Origin of the sequence: Pseudomonas fitomaticsae, from assembly GCF_021018765.1 — a bacterium.
In the GTDB taxonomy this organism is placed as follows: domain Bacteria; phylum Pseudomonadota; class Gammaproteobacteria; order Pseudomonadales; family Pseudomonadaceae; genus Aquipseudomonas; species Aquipseudomonas fitomaticsae.
This window is the reverse complement of record NZ_CP075567.1, coordinates 3,041,246-3,064,841: the sequence shown is the minus strand read 5'-3', so window position 1 is coordinate 3,064,841 and position 23,596 is coordinate 3,041,246. Positions and strand designations below refer to the sequence as shown.

At 61.5% G+C, this 23,596-nt stretch carries 22 protein-coding genes; 10 read left to right on the top strand and 12 right to left on the bottom strand.

The window, feature by feature from the left end; translation table 11 throughout:
- Positions 1 to 98 precede the first annotated feature (98 nt).
- Positions 99 to 440: a hypothetical protein gene (locus KJY40_RS13790; RefSeq protein WP_230737469.1), complete on the bottom strand. Its 342-nt coding sequence runs from the start codon at positions 438 to 440 to the stop codon at positions 99 to 101.
- Positions 441 to 598: 158 nt separating this feature from the next.
- On the opposite strand from KJY40_RS13790, the gene KJY40_RS13785 reads away from it, so the two are divergent.
- A complete protein-coding gene (locus KJY40_RS13785) occupies positions 599 to 2,983 on the top strand; it encodes a DUF3772 domain-containing protein (protein WP_230737467.1) in 2,385 nt (794 codons plus the stop codon).
- A gap of 27 nt (positions 2,984 to 3,010) precedes the next feature.
- Here KJY40_RS13785 and KJY40_RS13780 read toward each other — a convergent pair whose 3' ends face one another.
- The 4 genes from KJY40_RS13780 to KJY40_RS13765 form a co-directional block, all read right to left on the bottom strand.
- Positions 3,011 to 3,175: a DUF2986 domain-containing protein gene (locus KJY40_RS13780; protein WP_230737466.1), complete on the bottom strand. Its 165-nt coding sequence runs from the start codon at positions 3,173 to 3,175 to the stop codon at positions 3,011 to 3,013.
- A 54-nt stretch (positions 3,176 to 3,229) separates the two neighbouring features.
- On the bottom strand, positions 3,230 to 3,925 hold the full coding sequence (locus KJY40_RS13775; protein WP_321576990.1) for a tRNA (adenine(22)-N(1))-methyltransferase: 696 nt from the start codon (positions 3,923 to 3,925) through the stop codon (positions 3,230 to 3,232).
- A gap of 105 nt (positions 3,926 to 4,030) precedes the next feature.
- Entirely contained in the window at positions 4,031 to 4,627 is a 597-nt protein-coding gene (locus KJY40_RS13770; RefSeq protein WP_230737465.1) for a LysE family translocator, read from the bottom strand.
- Between the two features lie 51 nt (positions 4,628 to 4,678).
- Positions 4,679 to 5,515 (bottom strand): AraC family transcriptional regulator, encoded by an 837-nt coding sequence (locus tag KJY40_RS13765; protein ID WP_230737464.1) that lies wholly within the window; start codon positions 5,513 to 5,515, stop codon positions 4,679 to 4,681.
- Between the two features lie 167 nt (positions 5,516 to 5,682).
- Here KJY40_RS13765 and KJY40_RS13760 point away from each other — a divergent pair, with 167 nt between their 5' ends.
- Positions 5,683 to 5,877, top strand: coding sequence for a PLDc N-terminal domain-containing protein (locus KJY40_RS13760; RefSeq protein ID WP_115077583.1), 195 nt, complete (start codon positions 5,683 to 5,685; stop codon positions 5,875 to 5,877).
- Between the two features lie 210 nt (positions 5,878 to 6,087).
- On the top strand, positions 6,088 to 7,152 hold the full coding sequence (locus tag KJY40_RS13755; protein ID WP_230737463.1) for an alpha/beta fold hydrolase: 1,065 nt from the start codon (positions 6,088 to 6,090) through the stop codon (positions 7,150 to 7,152).
- A gap of 31 nt (positions 7,153 to 7,183) precedes the next feature.
- Here the strand turns inward: KJY40_RS13755 and KJY40_RS13750 are convergent, their stop codons facing one another.
- A complete protein-coding gene (locus tag KJY40_RS13750; protein WP_230737462.1) occupies positions 7,184 to 8,479 on the bottom strand; it encodes an OmpP1/FadL family transporter in 1,296 nt (431 codons plus the stop codon).
- Between the two features lie 110 nt (positions 8,480 to 8,589).
- Positions 8,590 to 9,663 carry an amidohydrolase family protein gene (locus KJY40_RS13745; RefSeq protein ID WP_230737461.1) on the bottom strand — a complete coding sequence of 358 codons (1,074 nt, stop codon included), beginning with the start codon at positions 9,661 to 9,663 and terminating at the stop codon, positions 8,590 to 8,592.
- Between the two features lie 195 nt (positions 9,664 to 9,858).
- Here KJY40_RS13745 and KJY40_RS13740 point away from each other — a divergent pair, with 195 nt between their 5' ends.
- The 7 genes from KJY40_RS13740 (at position 9,859) to dmpG (ending at position 17,106) form a co-directional block, all read left to right on the top strand.
- Positions 9,859 to 10,464: a TetR/AcrR family transcriptional regulator gene (locus KJY40_RS13740; RefSeq protein ID WP_085710178.1), complete on the top strand. Its 606-nt coding sequence runs from the start codon at positions 9,859 to 9,861 to the stop codon at positions 10,462 to 10,464.
- Between the two features lie 169 nt (positions 10,465 to 10,633).
- A complete protein-coding gene (locus tag KJY40_RS13735) occupies positions 10,634 to 11,503 on the top strand; it encodes an alpha/beta fold hydrolase (protein ID WP_230737460.1) in 870 nt (289 codons plus the stop codon).
- Positions 11,504 to 11,512: 9 nt separating this feature from the next.
- Positions 11,513 to 12,523, top strand: coding sequence for a VOC family protein (locus tag KJY40_RS13730; protein WP_230737459.1), 1,011 nt, complete (start codon positions 11,513 to 11,515; stop codon positions 12,521 to 12,523).
- A gap of 13 nt (positions 12,524 to 12,536) precedes the next feature.
- Positions 12,537 to 14,288 carry a bifunctional 3-(3-hydroxy-phenyl)propionate/3-hydroxycinnamic acid hydroxylase MhpA gene (mhpA, locus tag KJY40_RS13725; protein ID WP_230737457.1) on the top strand — a complete coding sequence of 584 codons (1,752 nt, stop codon included), beginning with the start codon at positions 12,537 to 12,539 and terminating at the stop codon, positions 14,286 to 14,288.
- On the top strand, positions 14,285 to 15,076 hold the full coding sequence (locus tag KJY40_RS13720; RefSeq protein ID WP_230737456.1) for a 2-keto-4-pentenoate hydratase: 792 nt from the start codon (positions 14,285 to 14,287) through the stop codon (positions 15,074 to 15,076). The genes mhpA and KJY40_RS13720 overlap by 4 nt, the downstream gene beginning before the upstream one ends.
- A gap of 58 nt (positions 15,077 to 15,134) precedes the next feature.
- Positions 15,135 to 16,076: an acetaldehyde dehydrogenase (acetylating) gene (locus KJY40_RS13715; RefSeq protein ID WP_230737455.1), complete on the top strand. Its 942-nt coding sequence runs from the start codon at positions 15,135 to 15,137 to the stop codon at positions 16,074 to 16,076.
- A 10-nt stretch (positions 16,077 to 16,086) separates the two neighbouring features.
- Positions 16,087 to 17,106, top strand: coding sequence for a 4-hydroxy-2-oxovalerate aldolase (gene dmpG, locus KJY40_RS13710; protein ID WP_230737454.1), 1,020 nt, complete (start codon positions 16,087 to 16,089; stop codon positions 17,104 to 17,106).
- 126 nt (positions 17,107 to 17,232) lie between these two features.
- On the opposite strand, the gene KJY40_RS13705 is transcribed toward dmpG, so the two are convergent.
- From KJY40_RS13705 to KJY40_RS13685, 5 genes are all read right to left on the bottom strand, one after another.
- Positions 17,233 to 18,258 carry a GlxA family transcriptional regulator gene (locus KJY40_RS13705; protein ID WP_115077573.1) on the bottom strand — a complete coding sequence of 342 codons (1,026 nt, stop codon included), beginning with the start codon at positions 18,256 to 18,258 and terminating at the stop codon, positions 17,233 to 17,235.
- A 128-nt stretch (positions 18,259 to 18,386) separates the two neighbouring features.
- A complete protein-coding gene (locus tag KJY40_RS13700) occupies positions 18,387 to 19,877 on the bottom strand; it encodes an aldehyde dehydrogenase (RefSeq protein WP_230737453.1) in 1,491 nt (496 codons plus the stop codon).
- A 1-nt stretch (position 19,878) separates the two neighbouring features.
- Positions 19,879 to 20,781, bottom strand: a complete 903-nt coding sequence (locus KJY40_RS13695) for a dihydrodipicolinate synthase family protein (protein WP_230737452.1) — start codon at positions 20,779 to 20,781, stop codon at positions 19,879 to 19,881.
- Positions 20,782 to 20,847: 66 nt separating this feature from the next.
- Positions 20,848 to 22,176 carry an MFS transporter gene (locus KJY40_RS13690; protein ID WP_230737451.1) on the bottom strand — a complete coding sequence of 443 codons (1,329 nt, stop codon included), beginning with the start codon at positions 22,174 to 22,176 and terminating at the stop codon, positions 20,848 to 20,850.
- A gap of 63 nt (positions 22,177 to 22,239) precedes the next feature.
- Positions 22,240 to 23,556, bottom strand: a complete 1,317-nt coding sequence (locus tag KJY40_RS13685; protein WP_230737450.1) for an NAD(P)/FAD-dependent oxidoreductase — start codon at positions 23,554 to 23,556, stop codon at positions 22,240 to 22,242.
- Positions 23,557 to 23,596: the final 40 nt, after the last annotated feature.

The following is a 23,596-nucleotide window of genomic DNA, read 5'->3' as shown; positions in this document are numbered from 1 at the left end:
TTTACGATTCCTGTGATCGTCCACTGCGCGCGGCGAAAAACACGCGCACAGCCAAATCACTCCGCCTGGGCGGAATGAGCTTCAAGGGGAGACAGGAATCAGGTGCGGGGCGGTCGCCAGACCCCGGACGGGGCCGCTATGGGAAGGGAATCACTGAAGAACGAATGCGTGACAGGGCTGAAAACGGTAACGGGCGGCTTGAGGATCGCGACTTGCAGCAGGCCGCCGGTCTTGCACTCCTGGCCGGGTTTGCAGGGGGAGCCATGGTCGGCAGGACTTTTCATGTCCTGGCAGCAATCCATGTTCATGCCGTCCATCATCGCCATGCCCATGGCTTGCATCGGGCAGGGTTCTGTCGGTGCCTGCACGCCCGCCATCCCGCTGAGGGGAAGCGCCAGGCTGATCAGGAAAACGAGACAAAACCGCAGATAGCGTTTCATGGCTGGGAGTCTAGTCGTGAAAACGGGCGCCTACAATCGGCTGCCCGGCGATCTCACCGGACACGCATTAAGCCAGGATTAGCAGCAGAAAATGATGCAGCAGGCGCCCGATCACCTAACCTCAATGTTTGTGTGATCAACCGGAATCGGCCAGTCCCATGCGTAATGCATTGAAGTCATTGATGTTCATCGCCCTGCTCTTGCTCGGTTCGGGGGGCGTGGCGGTGTCGGCCGCCGACTTGCCCGGCACTCCCGATGTCAGCACCGGCGCCCCGCTCCCCGGCGTCACGCAAAGCGATCTGCAAGCCTTGCAACTGCGCCTCGACGGCCTCAAGCAGCAGATCTCGTCCGCCAATAATTACAACCAGCTCGAAGGCCCGCAGGATCGGGTGCAGACGTTCATTCTGGACATCGATCGGCTATCGGCCTCGCTGTTGCCGCAGCAGGCGCAACTGACCGTGCAACTGGGCGTGCTGGGCGCAGCACCAGCCGAAGCGGTCGCCGCTGAACAAGCCGATATCGCCGCTCAACGGGCGACGTTGATCGAGCAGAAAACCAAGGTCGATACCGCGCTGAAGAACCTCGCCACCCTCAAGCAAAGCGCAACGGACCTGATCACCCAGATCGCCGGCATCCGCCGCACGTTGCTCGAAAGCGAACTGACGCTCAGCACCCACAGCATTCTGAATCCCGGTTTCTGGTCGCCCCTTGTCAATCCATCGGCAGATGACCGCCAGCGCCTGCGGTTTTTCGTCGAGCAAGTGCAACAGACCGGCGCCGAGGCGTGGCAACCCGGCCAGCGTTTTTACACCGCGCTGCTGGTGATATTGGCGTTCATCGTCTGGACGTTCGGACGGCGGCTCGCTGACCGCTGGATGGCCTGGGTGTGTATTCATCGCATGCCGGAGGGTCGGCTGCGTCGCAGTTCACTGGCGTTTGCCTCGGCACTGGCAACACTCGCGACCACCGCCATCGCCCTGGAATTGTTGTACTACGCGTGCACCCGTCACGTGCCGTTGCCGCCGATGCTGGCGACGTTTTCCGAGGAGTTCGAGAAAGTCGTTTACGCCTGCGTGTTGATCACAGGGCTCAGCCGCGCGTTGCTGTCCACCGAACACCCGTCATGGCGACTGCCGGGGGTGGCCGACGAGGTCGCCGATACGCTGCAGCCGTTTGCACGGATCCTGGCCGCGACGCTGCTGGTGCTGGTGACGTCGGTGCAGGTCAGCAATGCCTCCGGCATGAGCAGCCAGATCGTGATTGCAGGCCGGGGCATCATTGCGCTGGTGGTGCTCGGCATCGTCACGACGTTGCTGATGCGCGTCGGCAGAGTGCGCAAAGTGTTGGCGGCGGCCGGGGATACGCAGGTGGCCGGCAACACCTTTGCCGGGGTGATTTACACCGTCGCCACCCTGTCGATGGTGCTGTCGTTCGGCGCCCTGCTGACGGGGTATGTGTCGCTCGCGCGGTTCATCACCTACGAACTGGTGTGGGCGTTTATCGTGTTTTCCGGCTTTTACCTGCTGATGCAGTTGCTCAAGGACAGCTGCGAATACTTCTTCTCGCCCCGCCACTCCAGCGGCAAGGCGCTTAAGCAGCTGCTCGGCGTGGGTGATCGGCGTCTCGAACAGGCTTCGACCCTGCTGGCCGGGTTCGGTCGGGCGGCGCTGTTGCTGTTGGCGGTCATCACGCTGTTCGTCGGCGGCATCGGCACCACCCTTGGCCAACTGGCCAACAACATCGGCACGATCCTCGGTGGCGCCGGCCTGCGCAAACTGAACATCGTCCCCGGCCATTTGCTCAACGCGATGCTGGCGCTGCTGATCGGCATCTACCTGATCCGCGCCCTGCGCCGCTGGCTCGACAATGAATTTCTGCCCAAGACCGACATGGACCCGGGCATGTGCGCCTCGCTGAGCACGCTGTTTTCCAACATCGGTTATGCGGTGGTGATCCTGCTGACCCTGTCATCGCTGGGCGTGCAATGGACTAACCTGGCGTGGATCGTCAGCGCCCTGTCGGTGGGCATCGGCTTCGGCTTGCAGGAGATCGTGAAGAACTTCGTCTCGGGGCTGATCCTGCTCACCGAACGCCCGGTCAAGGTCGGCGACCTGATCAGCATCAGCGGCGTCGAGGGCGACATCCGCCGGATCAACGTGCGCGCCACTGAAATCCAGCTCAGTGACCGCTCGATCGTGATCGTGCCCAACTCGCAACTGATCTCCCAGAACCTGCGCAACGTCACCCTCGGCGGCAGCGCCCAGGGCGTGGCGACGCTGGAGCTGATGTTCCCGCTGGATATCGACCCCGAACAGGTGCAGAACCTGCTGTTCGACACCTACAAGGAACACGAAACCATCCTCGAAAAACCCGCGCCGTTCGTGCGTTTCAGCAAGCTGACGCCGGACGGGATTACGTTGACGGTGACCGGGTATGTGGCGAGCCCGAGGATTGTCGGAACGACCAAGAGTGATTTGCTGTTCGAGATTCTCAAGCGGCTGGGGGCGGCAGGAATTGAACTGGCGAAGCCGCCGAGTACCTGAGGGAAAACCTGCTGCGCGCCTGCTTGATCAGACCTCAGGGGTTTCAATCGAATCTGGCGCCGCTTCCGCCGCCAGCTTCAAACGATCCGCCTTGCTGATGTACTTCGGCTTGTTGCTCTTGGGTGCCAGTTTGGCGTTGGCCTTTCTGGATTTTTCCTTGAAGAGCTGTTGCAGTTTTTTCTGACGGTTCATGGTGTTTTTTGGCCTGCTTGAAAGTGGTTGGATGATATCAGCGTTGGGCCTACTTCACCCCAGCACGTCAGTAATCCAGCGCACTTGCTGCTTCAGATCCTGCACCTTGCGCTCGCACACCCCATGCCGTGCCCGCCCAAAATGAGCCAGCGTCTGCTGCTTGTGCCGCAACCGATGCTTCCACTTGCTGACAAACGCCGGACTGCGCGCCTGCAATTGCAATGGCCCGAAGAACAGTTCCTCGGCGGTGTACGTCACCGGCTCGCCGCGCTCGGCCACGATGATTTCGTAGTCGAAACGGTTCTCCCGCAGGATTTCCTCACAGAGGATTCGGTAGTCGTTGTCCATCAGCCATTGGCGCAGCGGTTGCTCGCCGCCGTTGGGTTGCAGGATCAGGCGTTCGCGGCCGCTCAGACGCGCCTTGCCGGCGTCGAGAATGTCGCGGATGGTCTCGCCGCCCATGCCGCACACGGTAATTGCCGTGATCCCGTCGGACGATTCGACTGCCATCAAGCCATTGGCCAGACGCACGGTGATCTGCTGCTCAAGGTCGTTTTCGCGCACGGTGCGTTGCGCCGAACGGAACGGCGTCTCGGCCATCTCGCCCGCCACCGCCGTCGCGATCGCGCCACGGCGCATCAGAGCCACCGGCAAGTAACCGTGATCCGAGCCGATATCGGCCAGCCGCGCACCGGCGGGCACGTGCGCCGCCACCCGCTCCAGGCGCATGGACAATGTCTGTTCGTTCAACCGCAACCCCTTTCACTCTGAACGCCCGGCGTTGGTGGCCGGATCGGGGCGCGATTCTGGAGGGCAACGGCGGGCAATTCAAATTTATGTGACCAACCGCGACGGCTACGCCAACACCGTCAACCAGGCCGACAGCAACAACAGAAGCGCCAGCCCGGCATTCATGCGCCGAAACGCCCGTGGCGAGCCAAAGAACCGCGCGCTGCCCACGCCCAGCAGCGCCCACGCCGTCATGCACGGCAGACTGACCAGCAGAAACGCCAGCGACAACAACGCCATCCGTGCGCTGTCCTCGCTGCCACCGGCAAACACGCTCACCACCGCCACGGCCATCATCCAGACCTTGGGGTTGATCAATTGCAGGCCGGCGGCGCCGAACACGCTAAAGCCGCCATCTGCCGTTGTGGCCGAATCCAGCGACGGCGGCGTGCTGCGAAAGATCTGCCACGCCAGCCAGCTCAGCCAGAGCACCCCGGCCCAGGCCATGGCCTGCTGCACACGGGGATAGCGCAGCAAGGTTTCCCCCACGCCAAGCCCGACCACCAACACCACCAGCGCCGCCGACACACACGCACCGAAGATGATCGGCACGGTGGCCGTCAGACCGCGCCGCGAGCTGTGGCTCATCACCAGAATATTGGTCGGCCCCGGGGTGATCGAGGCGACGAAGGAAAACAGCAGAAATGGCAACAATGATTCCATGACAGGACTCCCGAATCAGAACAGGAAGTCATGGTCGCGGTTACGCGGGGTTCAGTCTGGAAGGTTTGAGCAGCGCTTGCGGTAGTCCGCCGGCGTCAGGTGATAGGCACGGCGGAACCAGCGCCCGAGATGGCTTTGATCGGCGAAACCGAGGGCGCTGGCGACGGTGGCGGGTGTTTCGCCGCGCGCCAGCAATTGCCGGGCGCGGGCCAGGCGCAACTGAATCAGATAGGCATGGGGCGCCAACCCGAAAGCGGCCTTGAACGCACGGGTCAGACGAAAGCGATCGACTCCGCAGGCCTGGGCCAAGACGTCCAGCCCGATGTCCTCGAAAGCGTGCGCATGCAGATAGTCCCGCGCCACTTGGGCTACCCGTGGCAGGCGCGGATCGAACGGCTGGCGTTTACGCCAATCGAGGTGGGACGTCAGCGAACCGAGCAAGGTGTCGATGGCGGTCTGGCGCACGATGCGCAAGTCGCCTTGATGAAGGGCGTTGAAAGCTTGATTGATGGCGGTGGACAGGCGCGAATCCTGACTCAGGGTATCGGTGAACCCGAGTTGGCTGTTGTCCGGCGCATGCTCGAACAGCACGCGCAATTCGCGCTCCAGCCAGTGCGGGTCGAGGTAGAGCATGGAATAGGTGAAGCCCTCCTCCGTCGGCGCGTGCCCGTCGTGGATCTCACCCGGCTCCAGCATGAAAATCTTGCCCGGCGTACTCAGATGCCGCACGCGCCGGCAATGAAACTGCTGCACGCCCTGCTCGGTGACGCCCACCAGAAAGCTGTCGTGCCAGTGCGGATCGTAGGCATGGCCCTGGAAATGGGCACGAATCGACTCGATCCCGGTGTCGGCATCCTGAGACAGCTCGATCCAGTTGCGTTTGTCCACGCAAGGCTCCGAAGGCAGTGATTGTTCGTCAAAGGCGTCTACGTTACCGCGACTTTGCCGATCGGTTTAGAACATTTGTGCAGGTGCCCCAGGCAAACCATCCAGCAAATTTAATGAACCCTGAGTGGCATGCCCCGCCTAACCCAATGACCATCAGGAGGTAGCCCATGCAACTTGAAACCACGTGGATCGTATTGGCCGTCGTTCTTTTGCTCATCGAATTGTGGGCGATCAACCGGGTGCGCAAGAGTGAGGGAAAATCCAGCAACAAAGGCGTGTGGATTGTATTGATCGTGTTTGTGCCGCTGTTCGGGCTGATCGCCTGGGCGCTGGCCGGGCCCAAGCACGTCACTCAGGCCTGAAGCCCAAGGCAAGCAAGAGCCCCGAACATTCGGGGCTTTTTGTTGGCCGCAGGTTTGTATCGCAGTGTGTACGAACGTCTCCCGGATACATGCCCGCGCATCAGCCCACGAAAACGGAAACAGCGCAGATACGTGGCCAGTCTTTAATGGACTCCAGATTCGAAGGGTTCAGCCAGAACCCGGCCCTCGCCGATCGTAAGGAGACTTGCCATGAAGCACGCACCACTCGCCACCGTCACCACCGGGAAAAACCGTCGCCGCCTGCTGGGCCTGTCGCTGCTCGCCACCGCACTGTTGCAATTCGGCGCGTTCGCCCAGGCGCAAACCGCAGCACCGGAGCCGGTCAAGACCGAAGCCGCCAGCGTCAAAACCGACCTGCCCTTCGGCCCGCTCAAGCATGTGAAGGCCGGCCTGCTGAACGTGGCCTACGCCGAAACCGGCCCGGCCAATGGTCCGGTGGTGATTCTGCTGCACGGCTGGCCGTATGACATTCACAGCTATGACGACGTCGCGCCGCTTTTGGCGGCCAAAGGTTATCGGGTGCTGATGCCGTATGCCCGGGGTTATGGCGACACGCATTTCCTGTCCGACAAGACCGTGCGCAACGGTCAGCCGGCGGCGCTGGCCAGTGACGTGATCGATTTCATGGACGCGCTGAAGATCAAGCAAGCCGTGCTCGGCGGCTACGACTGGGGCGCGCGTTCGGCGGACATCGTTTCGGCGCTGTGGCCGGAGCGGGTCAAGGCGCTGGTGTCGGTCAGCGGTTACCTGATCGGCAATCAGGCCGCCGGCAAGAACCCGCTGCCGCCCAAGGCCGAGCTGCAATGGTGGTATCAGTTCTACTTCGCCACCGACCGTGGTGAGGCCGGTTACACCAGGAACACCCATGATTTCGCCAAGCTGATCTGGCAACTGGCGTCACCGAAATGGGCCTTCGACGACGCCACGTTCGACCGCAGCGCCAAGGCCTTGCAGAACCCGGATCACGTCGCGATCACCGTGTTCAACTACCGCTGGCGTCTGGGCCTGGTGCAGGGTGAAAGCCAGTACGAGGCACTGGAACAGAAACTCGCCACCGCGCCGTCGATCAGCGTGCCGACCATCACCCTGGAAGGCGATGCCAACGGCGCGCCGCACCCGGCGCCCGAGGACTACGCCAAACGCTTCACCGGCAAATACCAGTTTCGTCTGATCAATGGCGGCATCGGTCACAACCTGCCGCAGGAAGACCCGAAAGCCTTCGCTCAGGCGATCATCGACGCCGATCATCTCTGAAGCAGCACGCCAAACGGCTCGTCAAGACTGATCAGAAGCTGTGATTCAACTGCAGCCCAACGCCATTGACCGTGTTCTGGTAGGTGGCGCTATAACCCGGGCGCAGGCCACCCTGCGTCGTGTCCTGTGAAACCTTCACCGGGTCTTCGTGGATGTAGCCGTATCCCAGATCCAGAGAGGTCTGATCGGTCATCTGCCAGTTCAGGCCCACCGTGAAAATCTTCCGGTCTCCCGTTGGTGCACGGGTGGATGTGTACTGATTGGGCATCGGCGTCGGCTCATAGGCGATCCCGCCACGAACCTTCCATTGCTTGTTCAGGCGATAGGACATGCCGGTGGAGAACGACCAGGTATCACGCCACTTCAGGGTTTCGAGGATCGTATCGAAAGGGCCATAGGCCTGTGGCACGCCGGAGTTCAGCACCCTCAATTCCTGCACGCGGCTCCAGCGACTCCACAACGCGCCGGCGGAGACATCCAGTCGATCATTGATGCGCCAGGTCGCCGAGGCATCGACCGTTTCCGGTGAGGTGAAATCCAGGCTCGCGTCATATTTGCCGTTGAGCCCCGGCAGCCCCAGCCCCGGGATCGGTGCCAGCAATCCATTGGCACCGGAGACCTTGGTGTTTCCGCTCAGTTTGTAGTCGACTCTGGAGTGATAGGTGAGCCCCAGGGTCAGGTCGTCGAGCGGGTCGAACAGGATGCCCAGACTGAAGCCCATGGCCGTGTCGTCGCCGGTGACTTTGACAGTCCCGTCGCCCTGCCCGCCCACCGCGCTGTTGGCGATCTTGCTTTCGAGCAGCCCGTCGATACGGTTGATCGTCGGCCCAAACCCCACAGACAGTTGATCATTGACCCGGTAACTGACCGTCGGCTGCAAGGTGACGACCTTCACCTGAGTTTGCGAACTGCGGTAGCGTCCCTGGAAGTAGCTCTCATAGTCCGTGCTCCCGCCAAAAGGGGCGTAAACCCCGAACCCCACGTGCCAGTCATCGTTGAGTTGCAGCGTGTAGAAGCCCGATGGCACGACGATCGGATCAGGCACCATATCGCCGTGTGAAGTGCCCGACACCGTGGTATTGACGTTGCTGATGCGCGAACTGACATCGATGAAACTGAGACCGCCACTGACATGTTCACCCGCCAGACGGGACATGCCGGCGGGGTTGCCGTAAACGATGGAGGCGTCCTGAACATCAGAAGCCCGACCGGAATAAGCCTTGCCTGCGGAGCTTATGCTCTGTTCGTTGATTTGCAGGCCGTTGGCCAGGAGTTGAGTGGAGGTGAGGCAAAGCCCCAGCACGCAAAGCTGATTTCTTATTGTCATGATTTGGCTCTTGTTATTTTTTTGGCGGGCGCGAACACCCGAGGCACGCGGGTGAATCTCTGGATTCAATGATGTGAAACGTCGCCGCCCATCCTTGGCGACGGATTGATTCAGCGTTTGCGCATCCGCTCGGCCAGCGCACCGATCGGTCGGGTCATGCTGCGTCGCAAGCGTTGAGAGAAGGATTCGCCCTCATAGATCGGCGCCGGGGTGACCACTTCATTTGGCTGGCGGTACTGAGGAAAAAGACTGAGTGCATGGGCCCGGTTGATGCCGTGCATGATCGCCGGCGACCACATCTCCAGGCTTTCCAGCGTCCGGCACTGCAGCGCCGTGGCGGGAGCCGGGGCGAAGGGATAGTCACTGCCGAAAAGAATGTGTGACGGTTCCACCAGTTCCTTGAGCGCCGCCATGGAATAAGGTGACGGTGACAACGCCGTGTCGAAGTAAAAGCGACGGATGTAGGTCATGACGCCTTGCGGCGCGTGCTGCTGAAATTCCGGCAACATGTTGGCCAGCGAGACACGCCAGGCCACAAACGGCAGGAAGCCGCCGGAGTGGGACAGAATCCAGCGAATACCGGGATAGCGTTCCATGGTCCCGCCGAGGATCAGATTGACCGCCGCGCGTGTGGTATCGCAGAGAAACTCGATGAGAAATCCCGGGGTCTGCAGACCGATGCTTTCGCTGGTCTGGTGCATGTTGGGATGGATGAATACCACGGCTTTTCGGCGGTCGAGTTCGGCCATCAGTTCGTCGAAGCGCGGATCACCCAGAAACACCCCGTCGGTGCTGCCCAGCAAAACAATGCCCTCAGCCTTGAGCACGTCCAGCGCATGAACGGCTTCACGGCAGGCGGCCTCGGTGAACGGCATCGGCAGCACCGCGAAGTTGCCGAAGCGGCTCGGGTAGCGCGAACGCATCTGCGCGGCGAATTCGTTGCAACAGCGCGCCAGCTCGCTGGCCTGTCGGACCCCGTCGCCGAAGTGGACGCCGGGCGCAGACAGCGAGGTGATCGCCCGCTCGATGCCGTTCGCATCCATCACCTCAATGGATTTTTCCGGCGTCCAGGCTGGCAGCGGCGCCCCCGCGACAGCGAGCAGTCCTCTGGCATTCATCGCGTCGACGAATGCGGGTGGAATGATGTGATGGTGGACATCGATACGGCCTTGCTTGATTGACATGCTGACTCTCTTGTTTGGGCTTCGACCGAGCTACTGCGGCCACTGGGTAAAGAACTGTGCTCGGTGGGCGTACAACTTTCGAGATCAATATTGAACATTTGTGTTCAATTATGTCAATGATCGACAAACGCTGATTTGCTTTATTTTGAACGCGCTTGTTCAATGTCCGGAATCTCTCCGTTGGAGTTCATTGCTTTGAAACTCAGTCCCGTGCAGAAGCGCATCCATGAAGCTGCGATCCGGCTGTTTGTCGAGAAACGTGTCGAAGAGGTCAATGTCAGCGAACTGGCACAGATCGCCGGGGTAGCGCGCGGCACGATCTACAACAACCTCAACTCGGTGGAGACGCTGTTCGAAGATGTCGCCAGCCAGCTCAGTGCAGAAATGAACGACAGGGCCGCGCGCAGTACAGATCCCCATGCGTCCCCCGCCGTCCGCCTGGCCACCGGTATCCGCCTGTATATCCGCCGCGCCCATGAAGAGCCGCACTGGGGGGCGTTCATCGTGCGCTACGGGGCCAGCAATGAGACGCTGCAACAGATGTGGAGCGGACCGCCCATGCACGATGTGCTCAGCGGCCTGAGCAGTGAGCAATACAGCTTTCGACAGGAGCAACTGCCTTCGGTGATGGCGATGATCGGTGGCGGCGTGCTGGGGGCCACGATGCTGGTACTTCAGGGTCACAAGACCTGGCGCGACGCGGGTTCCGATATGGCCGAATTCGTTCTCAGGGCGCTCGGCGTGCCAGCCGATGAAGCGCGCGGCATCGCTACACAGGATCTGCCCCTTCTCGCAGCCTGAAGTCCTACGCTGATTTTTCTTGAGCCAGATCCCTTGGGGAATCTGGCTTTTTTATTGCCCGCAAAAAGACAATTGAACACTGTTGTTCAATTCTAATCTTGAGTGTTAGAGTCTGTCGCAAGCACGGACCCACCGCCCGGGTCGAAGTGCCTCACGCCAGGAACTGACAATGAACAATAAAGAACCTCTTCCTGCCCTGACCTCGCGAACGGTACAAGTGGGTCGGCGGCAGATTTTCATCAGCGAAACGGGCGTCGGCCATCCCCTGCTGATGCTTCACGGTGGCGGAGCGGGAGCCTCGGGGCTCTCCAACTACTCGCGCAATATCGAATCGCTTGCCCGGCAGTTCCGCGTCATTGTGGTCGACATGCCCGGTTATGGCCGATCCACCAAAGGTGTGGATCGCAAGGACCCCTTCGGCGATCTGGCGGAGACGATGCTCGGCCTGCTCGACACCCTGAACATCAGCAGCGCTCACGTGGTGGGCAACTCTTTGGGTGGTGCCTGTGCCTTGCGCATGGCGCTGGACGCACCCGGCCGGGTGTCGGCTCTGGTGCTGATGGGCCCCGGTGGCGTCAATACCACTCGCAGCCTGCCGACACCGGGTCTCAAGCTGTTGCTCGACTACTACAACGGTGAAGGCCCGACGCTGGCCAAGATCACGCGTTTTATCCGCGACTACCTGGTGTATGACGGCAGCCAGGTCAGTGACGAAATGATCCGCGAACGTTTCGAGGCGAGTATCGACCCGCAGGTGATTGCGGCCCCTCCCCTGCGCCGGCCAACCGGTATTCCCCGCTTCTCGCGCTGGGATTTCACCCGCGATTCGCGCCTCAAGCATTGCCAGGTTCCGACCCTGGTGCTCTGGGGCGCGGACGACAAGGTCAATCGTCCCAGCGGCGGCGAGGCGCTGCGCAGCCGCATGCCCGATTGCAACCTCTACCTGTTCAGCCGGACCGGTCATTGGGTGCAGTGGGAACGTGCGGACGAATTCAACTCCGTGACCCTGGCGTTCCTCGCCAGTCGCACAGCGCGCTGAGTTGTCGTCATGAACAATCAAGCAACGATCAGTCGAACAACGCCGGACATCTTCGGCGCCAGCAGCATGGGCTATGCGTTGATCGAGTCTCGCCACCTGGCGCGTTGGCGTGAGTTGCTCCAGCACGGCATCGGCCTGCATCTGGCCAGCTCAGACGAACAAACCCTGGCTTTTCGTATGGATCAGCACCAGCGGCGGATCATCATCCAGCGCGGTCCGCAGGAAGATTTTCTTGCCGTCGGCTGGCAGTTACGCGATCAGGCCACGCTCGACGAAGTCCTCAAGCGCCTGCAACGCCTCGGTATCCAAGCGCAGCCCAGCCAACCGGAGGAAGCCGAAAAACGCGGCGTGAAAAGGTTCTGGCGGGTGCTCGGCCCCAAACGCATGGCCGTCGAGCTGTTCTGGGAGCCGCTGCTGACCGACAAGCCACTGAACATGCTCAGTGCAGGTTTCATCACCGGTTCCGCCGGGATGGGCCACTTGGCGATCACCTCGCGCAAACCACAGCAGATGCAACGTTTCTGGCAGGAAATATTTGATGCAAGAGCCAGCGACCACATCGTCGAGCGGATTGCCGGAGTGACCCTGGACATTGATTTCTTCCGGGTCAACGAACGTCACCACTCGATTGCCATCGCCCGTTTGCGTGGCCTGCCGATGGATCCGATTCGTACCCGTGTGCAACACATGAACATGCTGACCACCTCGGTCAGCGAACTGACCAACGCCTATTTGCGCTGCCGCACGCTCGGTTTCGAAATGGCCCACGAAATCGGTGAGCACCCCAACGACCGTGAGCAATCGTTCTACGTGATGAGCCCCAGCGGTTTCGAGCTGGAACTGGGTTGCAATGCCAGGGTGGTCGATGAGGCGCATTGGCGCACAACCTCCTATCAAGGCATCAGCCTGTGGGGGCATCGCCCGCAGAAAAGCGGTGCCTGGCACACGCTGACCACCAACCTGGCCAACTTCGCCCGCGGCACACGTTCGTTGCTCAAGCCCGAATATTCACCGCTGTAAGAGAGATATCGTCATGAATAACAAAAACGAGTCTGTAACGAGCGTCGACGTGATTATTTCCGGGCTCGGCCCGACGGGCGCCACGCTCGCGCATCTGCTCGGCAAGCGTGGTCTGTCGGTGCTTGTGCTGGAACGCGAGCCACTGTTTTATGGCAACGCCCGGGCGGTCTATACGGACGACGAATGCATGCGCGTCATGCAGGCGGCCGGCGTTGCCGCCGAGCTTTCAGCCAACATGCAAGTCGATACCCCCGCTCAGTGGGTGCTGGCCAATGGCAAGATCCTCGGCCAGTACTGGCGCCTCGATCGCCCCTATGGCTGGCCGATCATCAACTTCCTTTACCAGCCCTGGCTGGAAACCACGCTGAGCAATCTGCTCGAGCGTTACCCCAATGTGCGGGTCGCCCGTGGCCGCGAGCTCACGCAGTTCACACAGGATGAACATGGGGTGACCGTGACCCATCAGGCCACCAGCACCTTTCGTTTCAGTGATGCGACAGATGCCCGGCAGGCATCCGAAGTCGATCCGGACCCGCAAACCATCCGCGGGCGCTATCTGGTGGGGGCGGACGGCGGCCGCAGTACGGTCCGTGAGGCCTTGGGCATCGGCATGAGTGGCAAGAATTTTCCCGAACCCTGGCTGGTGGTCGACCTGGAGATGAAGGAAGGCGAGGATGCCTTGCGTCATCTGCCCTACTTCAGCTTCATCTGCGACCCGGATTGTCCGACGGTCTGCTGTCCTCAGCCCGGTCGTTTCCATCGCTTCGAATTCATGCTGATGCCCGGCCAGACTCGCGAACAGATGGAAGACCCGACCGTGGTGCGCAGCCTGATCAGCCGTTACGTCGATCCGGACAAGTTCGAGGTCAAACGCAAGCTTGTCTACACCTTCAACGCCCTGGTGGCGAAAGATTGGCGCAAGGGTCGGGTAATGATTGCCGGCGATGCTGCCCACATGACGCCGCAGTTCATGGGCCAGGGCATGAGTTCCGGCGTGCGTGACGCCTACAACCTGGCGTGGAAAATCGACGCCGTGATCAAGGGGCAAGCCGGTGAACGGCTGCTCGACACCTATGGCAGCGAACGCTTCCACCATGCCAAGGCGATGATTGATATTTCCGTGCAGATGAAAGACTTCGTCTCGATGTCCAGTCCGGTTTCCAGCCTGATGCGCAACCTACTGGTCAAGACCGTCCTGGCGACACCATTTCTCGGCCGCTATGTTCGCGAAGGCCGTTTCAAACCGGCCCCCACCTATGCCCCTGACAGCTATCTGGGCATGCCACGCCGCCACCGGCGCTCGCCTGAAGGTCGGATGATTCCGCAACCCGAAGTCCGCACCTTCAAGGGCCAGCGTGTATTGCTCGATGATCTGCTGGGCGACGGTTTTGCCTTGATAGGACTTGAGGTCGATCCACGCGCCCACCTGAGTCAGGCCTCCCGGAAACTGCTGGATATCCAGAACACGCGTTTCGCCACCCTCTTCCCGTTCGGCACCCGTCCACAGGGCGCCGATACCGGTCGCTCCAATACCAGTGAACTGCTCGAATTGGAGGATGTGCAGGGTGAGATGGTCGCGTGGTTCAAGCGCTCGGGGTTTTCCAGCGGAGCCGTCGCCGTCGTGCGCCCGGACAAATTCACCTTCGCCATGATCGAGGCTGCGGATCTGGATCGGGCGATCAACGAACTCAAGTTCCAGCTGCAATGGAGTTCTGGTGCTGACGTCGTCGCGGAAGAACCCCGGCTGCTGAGGAAAATCGCATGAGCCAGTTCCCTTTGAAGCCTCTGCAAGACGCCGCCGCTGCCTTGGCAAGAGCACGCGAACAACGCGAACCCTGTGCGCGGATCTCGTCCACTTTCGGTATCGATTCGTTGACCGGCGCCTATGCCGTACAGGAGATCAACACTCAACTGGCGCTGGCCCTGGGACGGCGTCTGGTCGGCCGTAAAATCGGACTGACCTCGGCTGCCGTGCAACAGCAACTGGGCGTCGATCAACCGGATTTCGGCATGCTGTTCGCTGATATGGAAATTGTCGATGGCGGTGAAATCCAGATCAGTCAGTTGATCCAGCCCAAGGCCGAAGGCGAGATTGCGTTCGTTCTGGGCCGCGATCTTCCATATGAAGATACGACCCTCGCGGAACTGCTGCGGGCGGTGGAGTACGTGGTGCCTGCGCTGGAAATCGTCGATTCGGCCATCGAGAACTGGAACATATCGCTGGTGGACACGGTGGCGGACAACGCTTCATCAGGGCTGTATGTGCTGGGTAAACAGCCGACTCCACTCGCCTCGCTGGACCTTCGGCTGGAAGGCATGCTGCTGGAAAAGAATGCCGCCACGGCCTCGATCGGTGTCGGTGCCGCGTGCCTTGGCAATCCGGTGGACGCCTGCCTTTGGCTGGCTCGCACCATGGCCCGGATGGGCCGTCCCTTGCAGGCCGGCGACGTGCTGCTTTCTGGCGCCCTGGGGCCGATGACGCCGGTCGTGGCCGGGGACAGCCTGCACTTGCACCTGACCCGACTTGGCCAGATCAGTTGCCGCTTCATCTGACCTGCCCGTCCTTCTGCGCCGGGCTGTCGTGGCCCGGCCCTTCTGAGAGATTGCTCCGATGAGTCAAACCAAACTCAAGGTCGCCATCATCGGTTCCGGCAACATCGGCACCGACCTGATGATCAAGATTCTGCGCAACGCCAGACACCTGGAAATGGCGGTGATGGTCGGGATCGACCCTGCATCCGACGGTCTCGCCCGTGCCGAACGCATGGGCGTCGCAACCACCCACGAAGGGGTTGAAGGCCTGACCCGCCTGAACGCGTTCAAGGACATCGATTTCGTCTTCGACGCCACCTCGGCGGGCGCCCATCTGGAGAACGAAAAGCTCCTGCGCGCAATCAAGCCGGGTATCCGCCTGATCGACCTCACTCCGGCGGCTATCGGCCCTTACTGCATTCCAGTGGTCAACCTGGAGCAAAATCTGGATCGACTCAACGTCAACATGGTCACCTGTGGTGGTCAGGCGACCATTCCAGTGGTCGCCGCCGTATCGCGTGTTGCCCGGGTTCACTACGCCGAAATCGTCGCCTCGATCGCCAGCAAATCCGCCGGCCCCGGCACCCGCGCCAACATCGACGAGTTCACGGAAACCACCTCCAGGGCCATCGAAACGGTGGGTGGGGCGTCAAAGGGCAAGGCGATCATCATCATGAACCCCGCCGAACCGCCACTGATGATGCGTGACACGGTGTTTGTGCTGTCCGAAACCGCCGATCAGGCGCAGATCGAGACTTCCGTCGAGGAGATGGTGGCGGCAGTCCAGGCCTATGTACCGGGCTATCGCCTGAAACAGAAGGTTCAGTTCGACGTCATTGCCGAATCGGCCCCCCTGAACATTCCGGGGCTGGGACGCTTCAGCGGCCTCAAAACCTCGGTATTCCTTGAAGTCGAAGGCGCCGCCCATTACCTGCCTGCCTATGCCGGCAATCTCGATATCATGACCTCCGCTGCCTTGGCCACCGCCGAGCGCATGGCGCAGTCGATGCTCAACGTCTGAGGGGCCCGACATGACATTCAATCCCGGCAAGAAAATCTACATCTCCGACGTGACCCTGCGCGACGGCAGCCATGCCATCCGACATCAGTACTCACTGCAGAATGTGCAGGACATCGCCCGCGCACTGGACAAGGCCAGGGTCGATTCGATCGAAATCGCTCACGGCGACGGCCTGCAGGGTTCGAGCTTCAACTATGGCTTTGCCGCCCATACCGATCTGGAATGGATCGAAGCGGCGGCCGATGTCCTCGAGCACGCCAAAATCACCACCCTGCTGCTGCCGGGTATCGGCACGGTGCACGACCTCAAGGCCGCCTATGACGCCGGCGCACGGGTGGTGCGCATCGCCACGCACTGTACCGAGGCCGACGTTTCGAAACAGCACATCGAATACGCTCGCGAACTGGGCATGGACACCGTCGGTTTCCTGATGATGAGCCACATGATCGCCCCTGAGCATCTGGCGGCTCAGGCCAGGCTGATGGAAAGCTATGGCGCGACGTGCGTGTACATGGCCGACTCCGGTGGTGCGATGAACATGCAGGACGTTCGCGATCGCTTCCGGGCTTTCAAAGCCGTGCTGAAACCGGAAACCGAAACCGGCATGCACGCCCACCACAACCTGTCGCTGGGCGTCGCCAACTCGATCACCGCCGTCGAGGAAGGTTGCGACCGGATCGATGCAAGTCTGGCCGGAATGGGGGCTGGCGCCGGCAACGCACCGCTGGAAGTTTTTATTGCCGCCGCCGAACGTCTCGGCTGGAACCACGGCACCGACCTCTACACGCTGCTCGACGCCGCCGACGACATCGTCCGCCCGCTGCAGGATCGGCCGGTGCGAGTCGACCGTGAAACGTTGGCACTGGGTTATGCCGGCGTCTATTCAAGCTTCTTGCGGCATGCCGAAATTGCCGCCGCCAAATATGGCCTCAAGACCCTCGACATTCTTGTCGAGCTGGGCAAGCGGCGCATGGTCGGCGGGCAGGAAGACATGATCGTCGACGTCGCGCTGGATCTGCTCAAGGGTTGAACCGTGCAACATGGCCGGCTTACCGCCCACGCAGCGGTGGGCCGGTCCCTGAGCTGTATCGGGTGGAGCTCCGGCAGCGTGTCAGCGCTGCGACTACGGGCACCCACGACAGGCGCCTTGTTCTTATCATTTGACGAGCCGTTTTTCCTTGGACGGGCGATAACCGAAGTAAGCGCTGTAGCACTTGCTGAAATGACTCGGCGACACGAATCCGCACGCCACCAGCACGTCCACCTGAGACAGCTCGGTGTGTTGCAACAGCCGCCGGGCCTCGGTGATGCGCAACTCCATGTAATAACGCTGCGGCGTGGTGCCCAGTTGCTCCTTGAACAGTCGCTCCAGCTGACGCCGTGAGCGACCGGCATAAACCGCCAGTTGTTCCAGCTCCAGCGGTTCCTCCAGATTGGCGTCCATCAGCTTCACCACTTCACGCAATGGCGCGCTGACGCAGATGTTCTCGGTCGGCTTGATCCGCCGGTAACGGGATTCCTCGAACGCCAGAATGTCTTCGATGCCTTCGACCAGCGCCTTGTCGTGCAGGCCTTTGATCCAGTCCAGTGCCATGTGGAACGCGCCGGACGGACTGGACGCGGTCAACCGGTCGCGGTCGATCACGTAGGGTTCGCTGCTGACCTGAGTCGCCTTGGAAATTTCCGCCAGCGCCGGCCGATGCTCCGGGTGAATCGCACAGCGATAGCCTTCCAGCACCCCTGCCCGGCCCAGGAACCACGCGCCGTTCCACAACCCGGCCAGGATCACGCCGGCCTCGGCGGCCATTTTCAGCAGGTTGATGAACTCGTCGCTCGCTTTCAATTCCGTGCGGTAACCGCCGCAGATCACCAGCAGGTCGAGTTCCTGCAACACGCTGGTTTCCAGGCGCGAGTCCGGGCGGATCACCAGCCCTAGGTCGCTGATCACTTCGCCGTCGCTCAGGCCGAAAGTGCGCGTGGAAAACAGACCGGGGCGCAGCAGATTGGCGGTGACAAGGGTGTCCAGCGCCTGGGTGAAGGCCGGCAGGGAAAAATGCTCCAGCAGCACGAACCCGGTACGGGTCATGCGTCCCGGCCCGCTGGCGGGCTCGTTCAGGTAGCGAAGGTTCTTGCCCTTCATGCCACCGCTGAATTGGCGTCGTTCGATCAAGGTGTGGTCCATCGGTTTCATTGTTGTAGCGCCATGCTAACCGCCGGGGCGGCAAAATACTCGGGAATGAACGCAATTCGCCCCAACCGGTACGCGCGTACCGATCGGGGCGAAAAAGACCTGCGAAAAACCGCGATGAATCAGGACGCGTCGATCCAGATGGTTTTCAGCTCGGTGTACTGGTCATGGGCCCAGATCGACTTGTCACGCCCACCAAATCCCGACTCCTTGTAACCGCCGAAAGGCGTCGACGCATCGCCCTCGCCGAAGCAGTTCACGGTGACGATACCGGCGCGGATCCCCCGCGAGAGTTTCAGTGCATGGCGCAGGCTGCCGGTGTACGCCGACGCGGCCAGACCGTAAGCCGTGTCGTTGGCCAGGCTGATCGCTTCGTCGACGGAGGTGAACGTGGTCACGCTCAGCACCGGGCCGAAGATTTCCTCCTGAAACAGACGACTGTCACGGCTGACGCCATCGACGATGGTCGGCTCGACGAAGATGTTGTCGGCCGTGTTGCCCCCCGCCAGCACCGAAAGGCTTTCGTCCCGGGCATGGTCGAGGTACGAACGGACCTTCTCGAAATGCGCCTTGCTGATCATCGAGCCCAGACGGTTTTCCGGGTCCAGCGGATCGCCCATTTTCCAGTCGGCCAGATGCACCTGCACGCGTTTGAGCAATTCGTCCTTGATGTCCGAATGCACGATCAGCCGCGACGAGGCCGAGCAGTTTTCGCCCATGTTCCAGAACGCGCCGTTGACCACGTGCTGGGCGACCAGATCGACGTCTTCGACATCGTTCATCACCACCGCCGGGTTCTTGCCACCGCACTCCAGCACGATGCGTTTCAGGTTGGATTCGCTGGAATACTTGAGGAACAACCGCCCGGTGTCGGTCGAGCCGGTGAAGCTGACCATGGCGACGTCCGGGTGACGGCCCAGCGGTTCGCCCGCCTCCTTGCCGCCGCCGGGCACCACGTTGAACACACCGGCGGGAATCCCGGCCTGATGCGCCAGCTCGGCTACGCGCAGGGTGCTCAGGGTGGTTTCCTTCGCCGGTTTGACCACAATCGAGCAACCAGCGGCCAGCGACGGACCGATCTTCCACGCGAGCATCAGCAGCGGGAAATTCCACGGCAACACCAGGCCGACCACGCCGATCGGTTCGCGCACGACCATGGTCACCGCGCCGTTACCGGTCGGTGCGGTCGAGTCGTAGATCTTGTCGATCAGCTCGGCGTGCCAGCGCAGGGTATGAATCGTCTCGGGCACGTCGATGTTCTGGCATTCGCGGATCGGTTTGCCGCTGTCCAGGCTTTCCAGCACCGCCAGTTCATGGGAGTGGTCGTCCAGCAATTGGGCGAACCGCAGTAACACCGATTTGCGCGCCGACGGCGCCAGCCCCTGCCAGCGCCCGTCCTCGAACGCAGCCTTGGCGGCGGCGACAGCGACGTCCACGTCCTGGGCACCGCAGGCGGTAATCTCGGTCAGCACCGCTTCAGTGGCCGGGTTGGTCGTGGTGAAAGTCTTGCCGGACAGCGCGCTGCAAAACTCGCCGTTGATGAACGCCTGATTGCGAAACTCGAGCTTCGCCGCCAGCTCACGGTATTGCGCTTGACTCAGAAGATCGGCCATTTCAAACCTCCGCGACGATGCGCGCCACATTCTGTTTGAGGGTTTTGATCACGCTTTCCAGCGCTTCTTTCTCGGACGCCTCCAGCGGCTGCATCGGCTTGCGCACGCCGCCGGCCCGCAGGCCGACCAGCTCGCTGCCGTGCTTGATCGACTGAACGAACTTGCCGCTCTCCAGCACGTCCATCAGCGGCAACAGCGCCGACATGATCCGCCGGCCCTTGTCGAAGTTCTTCTCCAGAACGCAGGCTTCATACAGCGCGATGTGCTCGGCCGGAATGAAGTTCGAACCGGCGCAGACCCAGCTGCGCGCGCCCCAGGCGAAGAATTCCAGGGCCATGTCGTCCCAGCCGCAGGACAGCTGGATCGACGGATGCGAATGCGCCAGACGATGCAACTGGGCGGTGTCGCCGGAGCTTTCCTTGATCGCGACGATGTTCTTGCAACCGGCAATCGCCTCGAAGAACTCAGGGCCCATCGCAACACCCATCCGCGCCGGGTAGTTGTAGAGCATGATCGGCAGGCCGGCGGCCTTGTCCACGGCCAGCACGTGCGCGGCGATTTCCTTTTGCGTCGGCAAGGCATAGGGCGGCGAGCCCACCAGAATCGCGTCGGCCTCGATCGACTTGGCGTGCTCGGCGAAGGCCACCGCATCTTCGGTGCGGATCCCGCCCGTGCCGATCACCAGCGGAATGCGGCCGTTGATCACTTCCTTGGCGCGCTCGGCCACTTTCAGCCGCTCGGCGGTGGTGTGGGCGTAGTACTCGCCGGTCGAACCACCGATGACGATGCCGTGAACCCGCGACTCGATCAGATACTCGAGCACTTCGGCGAAGGCCGAATAATCGATCTGGCCATCGGCGGACAAAGGCGTAATGGCAGGGGTAAAGATGCCGTCAAAGTTCATAGGTTTTTCTCCAGTGATTGCAGTGTTCAATTCGTTGGCCCGACGCCGATATGGCCCGGGAAAGGTTCAGTTCAGCGAGGCAGCCTGTTGCAGGTTGAGCGAGCGGGTTTCCGGTGCGAGCACCCACGACAGCACCAGGCCGACCAACGTGACGGCCGCCGCGATGTACATGGTCTGGGCGATGCCCAGCGTGCTCAGGGAAACCGGCACCAGATAAGTCCCCGCCGCCGCGCCGATGCGCGACAGAGACGTGCCGACACCAACGGCGAAGGCGCGGATTTCCGTGGGAAACAGTTCATTGGGGTACACCAGCGTCAGCACCTGGGCGCCGCCGATGAACAAGGCGTAAACGGCAAAGAAGGCGAGCACCAGCGCGTTGGGCCCGGCATGACCGACGGCCAGCCCGAGCAGCGCAAGGCCCGAGCAGAGAAAGCTGTAGATCAACAGATTGCGTCGGCCCACACGGTTGATGATTCGGGTCGAAATCACGCAGCCGATGACAAAGAACAAGGTAATAGCCACCGAGCCCAGGGATGACCAGTCACCCTGCAGATTCAGCGCGGCCAGCACCTTCGGCGCGAAGGCATACACGGCGAACAGCGGCACCACCGAACAGGTCCAGAACACCACGACAAACAGCATGCGTTTACCGTAGCCGGAGTGAAGCAGATTGAAAATCGTCAGCTTCTCGCCCACCCGGTGCTCGGGGAGATTGGCCAGGGAGAAGTCGTTGCCGTAGACCTGTTTGATGATCGCTTCGGCTTCGGCGGCGCGGCCCTTGCTCAGCAACCAGCGCGGCGACTCGGGGGTGCCGATGCGCACCAGAAACAGCATGGCGCCGATGATCGCCGCGCTGGCCAGCACCAGCCGCCAGGCATCGGAGCCCCACAGCTTGAACATCAGCTCGCCCACGACATACGCCATCGCCGCCCCGGCGAACCACATGATCGTCAGCGTCGCCAAACGCGGGCCGCGATACTTGCGCGGCATGAACTCGACCAGCAGCGAAGTCGCCACCGGGTACTCGATGCCGACCGCCAGCCCCAGCACCAACCGCAGAAAGAACAGCGCGACTGCCGACTCGACCCACAGCTGCGCCAGCGAGGCCACGATGAACAGGGTCGGCCCGACAAACAGCAGACGCTTGCGCCCCAGCACATCGGTCAGCCAGCCGCCGAGAAAACCGCCGAAGAAAATGCCGATCAGCGCCGAGGCGGCGATCAAGCCTTCCCAGAAATCGTCCAGTGCCAGAGACCTGGACATGTGCACCAGCGCCACACCGATGATGCTCAGAACATACCCGTCGACAAAGGAGCCACCGGCCGAACGAATCGTCAGCAGACGATGAAAACCATTGAGCGGTACATCCTCGATTGATACAGCAACGTTGTTCATTTCTTGTCCTTGTATTCAGTGCATCGCTACTTCAGTTCATCGCGCAGGTCGGGCGATGAGCGTTCAACTTTCGCGGCCGGCGCGGTATTGCCCCCACTTCAGGTTCATGTTCACGCCCAGCGACAGAAACGGTTCGGGCGGGTTGCCCGTCGGCCCCGGGGCCTGCAACAGGAAATCGATCAAGCCGTCGCGCTCCCCGGCCAGCCAGTCGGCCAGCAACTTGCCGGTGACCGTGCCACGGGTGACGCCCAGGCCATTGCAGCCCAGCGCGCCGTACACATTCGGCGCCAGTTGGCCGAAGAAGCCGTTGTGGTTCCTCGACATGGCCAGCGCCCCGCCCCAGGTGTATTCGAACTTCACCCCCGGCAGCATCGGGAAACGCTGATCGAACGAGGCGCGGTGCCGGCGCACGAAGCGCTCGTTGTATTTGCTGTTGCTGCGGCCATCGGGGTTAAAGCTGAAACTGTTGCGGATCAGCAAACGGTTGTCGGGAGTGCGCCGCACGGTGGTGCCGAACGGGTCGGCCGGGATTGCGCCCCAGAACGGCTTGCCGCCCAGACGCGCCTGCTCCTCGTCGGTCAGCGGGCGGGTGATGCTGGCGTAGGTGTAGATCGGCAACATGCGGCCCTGCAGAAAACCGAAACGCATGCCGAACGAGTTGTTGGCCAGGATCAGTTTGTCGGCGGTGATGCTGCCATGAGCGTGCTTGAGCAAAGTCTTGGCGCCGTATTCCACTTCCAGAATCGGCGTGCGTTCGTAGAGGGTCACGTTGGCCGGCAAACTGTCCGCCAGGCCCTTCACCAGCGCCGACGGCTGAACCAGCACCGCGCCGGGGGTGAACAACGCCTTGCGATAGAAACGGGTGCCCAGATGCTCGGGCAATTCTTCGGCCTCGATCATCTGGTACGGCTGACCGAGTTTGTCGAGACCCCGGCGATAAGCTTCCAGCACCGCGATCCCGCGCTCTTCCACGGCCGCCTGATACTTGCCGCAGGCTTTCATCTGGCAATCGATGCCGAACTGATCGACCAGATTGCGCAGAATCGACTGACCTTCCAGATTCAGCTTCAGACTGATCCGGGCCAGATCGATATCACCGATATAATCCTCGGCCCCGATGTCGTGGGGCAGATCGATAGCAAAACCGGCATTGCGACCCGATGGCCCCAAGCCCACTTCCTGCGCCTCTATCAGCACCACTTCGTCGTCGGGAAAATTCAGCGCGAGCTGGCGTGCCGCCGCCAGCCCGGTGAAACCGGCACCGACAACCACCCAACGGGCCGAACGGTGCCCCCGGTGGCCAGGCTCGGGACTGCGTGGCCGGCTCAAGTGGAACCAGCCACAACTGTCATCATCGGCGGGCAGCGAACTGACTTTCATAGTGTTAAACCGTTAATCGTTGAAATGACAAATCGAACCC

What these genes read in the sequence shown, in the direction of transcription:
- KJY40_RS13770 (WP_230737465.1), bottom strand. Translation starts at nt 4,627, where the DNA reads ATGGAATCATTGTTGCCATTTCTGCTGTTTTCCTTCGTCGCCTCGATC.
- KJY40_RS13780 (WP_230737466.1), bottom strand. Translation starts at nt 3,175, where the DNA reads ATGAACCGTCAGAAAAAACTGCAACAGCTCTTCAAGGAAAAATCCAGA.
- KJY40_RS13700 (WP_230737453.1), bottom strand. Translation starts at nt 19,877, where the DNA reads ATGGCCGATCTTCTGAGTCAAGCGCAATACCGTGAGCTGGCGGCGAAG.
- KJY40_RS13730 (WP_230737459.1), top strand. Translation starts at nt 11,513, where the DNA reads ATGAACAATCAAGCAACGATCAGTCGAACAACGCCGGACATCTTCGGC.
- KJY40_RS13705 (WP_115077573.1), bottom strand. Translation starts at nt 18,258, where the DNA reads ATGGACCACACCTTGATCGAACGACGCCAATTCAGCGGTGGCATGAAG.
- KJY40_RS13750 (WP_230737462.1), bottom strand. Translation starts at nt 8,479, where the DNA reads ATGACAATAAGAAATCAGCTTTGCGTGCTGGGGCTTTGCCTCACCTCC.
- KJY40_RS13685 (WP_230737450.1), bottom strand. Translation starts at nt 23,556, where the DNA reads ATGAAAGTCAGTTCGCTGCCCGCCGATGATGACAGTTGTGGCTGGTTC.
- KJY40_RS13785 (WP_230737467.1), top strand. Translation starts at nt 599, where the DNA reads ATGCGTAATGCATTGAAGTCATTGATGTTCATCGCCCTGCTCTTGCTC.
- KJY40_RS13755 (WP_230737463.1), top strand. Translation starts at nt 6,088, where the DNA reads ATGAAGCACGCACCACTCGCCACCGTCACCACCGGGAAAAACCGTCGC.
- KJY40_RS13760 (WP_115077583.1), top strand. Translation starts at nt 5,683, where the DNA reads ATGCAACTTGAAACCACGTGGATCGTATTGGCCGTCGTTCTTTTGCTC.
- KJY40_RS13695 (WP_230737452.1), bottom strand. Translation starts at nt 20,781, where the DNA reads ATGAACTTTGACGGCATCTTTACCCCTGCCATTACGCCTTTGTCCGCC.
- mhpA (WP_230737457.1), top strand. Translation starts at nt 12,537, where the DNA reads ATGAATAACAAAAACGAGTCTGTAACGAGCGTCGACGTGATTATTTCC.
- KJY40_RS13790 (WP_230737469.1), bottom strand. Translation starts at nt 440, where the DNA reads ATGAAACGCTATCTGCGGTTTTGTCTCGTTTTCCTGATCAGCCTGGCG.
- KJY40_RS13715 (WP_230737455.1), top strand. Translation starts at nt 15,135, where the DNA reads ATGAGTCAAACCAAACTCAAGGTCGCCATCATCGGTTCCGGCAACATC.
- KJY40_RS13745 (WP_230737461.1), bottom strand. Translation starts at nt 9,663, where the DNA reads ATGTCAATCAAGCAAGGCCGTATCGATGTCCACCATCACATCATTCCA.
- KJY40_RS13735 (WP_230737460.1), top strand. Translation starts at nt 10,634, where the DNA reads ATGAACAATAAAGAACCTCTTCCTGCCCTGACCTCGCGAACGGTACAA.
- KJY40_RS13690 (WP_230737451.1), bottom strand. Translation starts at nt 22,176, where the DNA reads ATGAACAACGTTGCTGTATCAATCGAGGATGTACCGCTCAATGGTTTT.
- dmpG (WP_230737454.1), top strand. Translation starts at nt 16,087, where the DNA reads ATGACATTCAATCCCGGCAAGAAAATCTACATCTCCGACGTGACCCTG.
- KJY40_RS13720 (WP_230737456.1), top strand. Translation starts at nt 14,285, where the DNA reads ATGAGCCAGTTCCCTTTGAAGCCTCTGCAAGACGCCGCCGCTGCCTTG.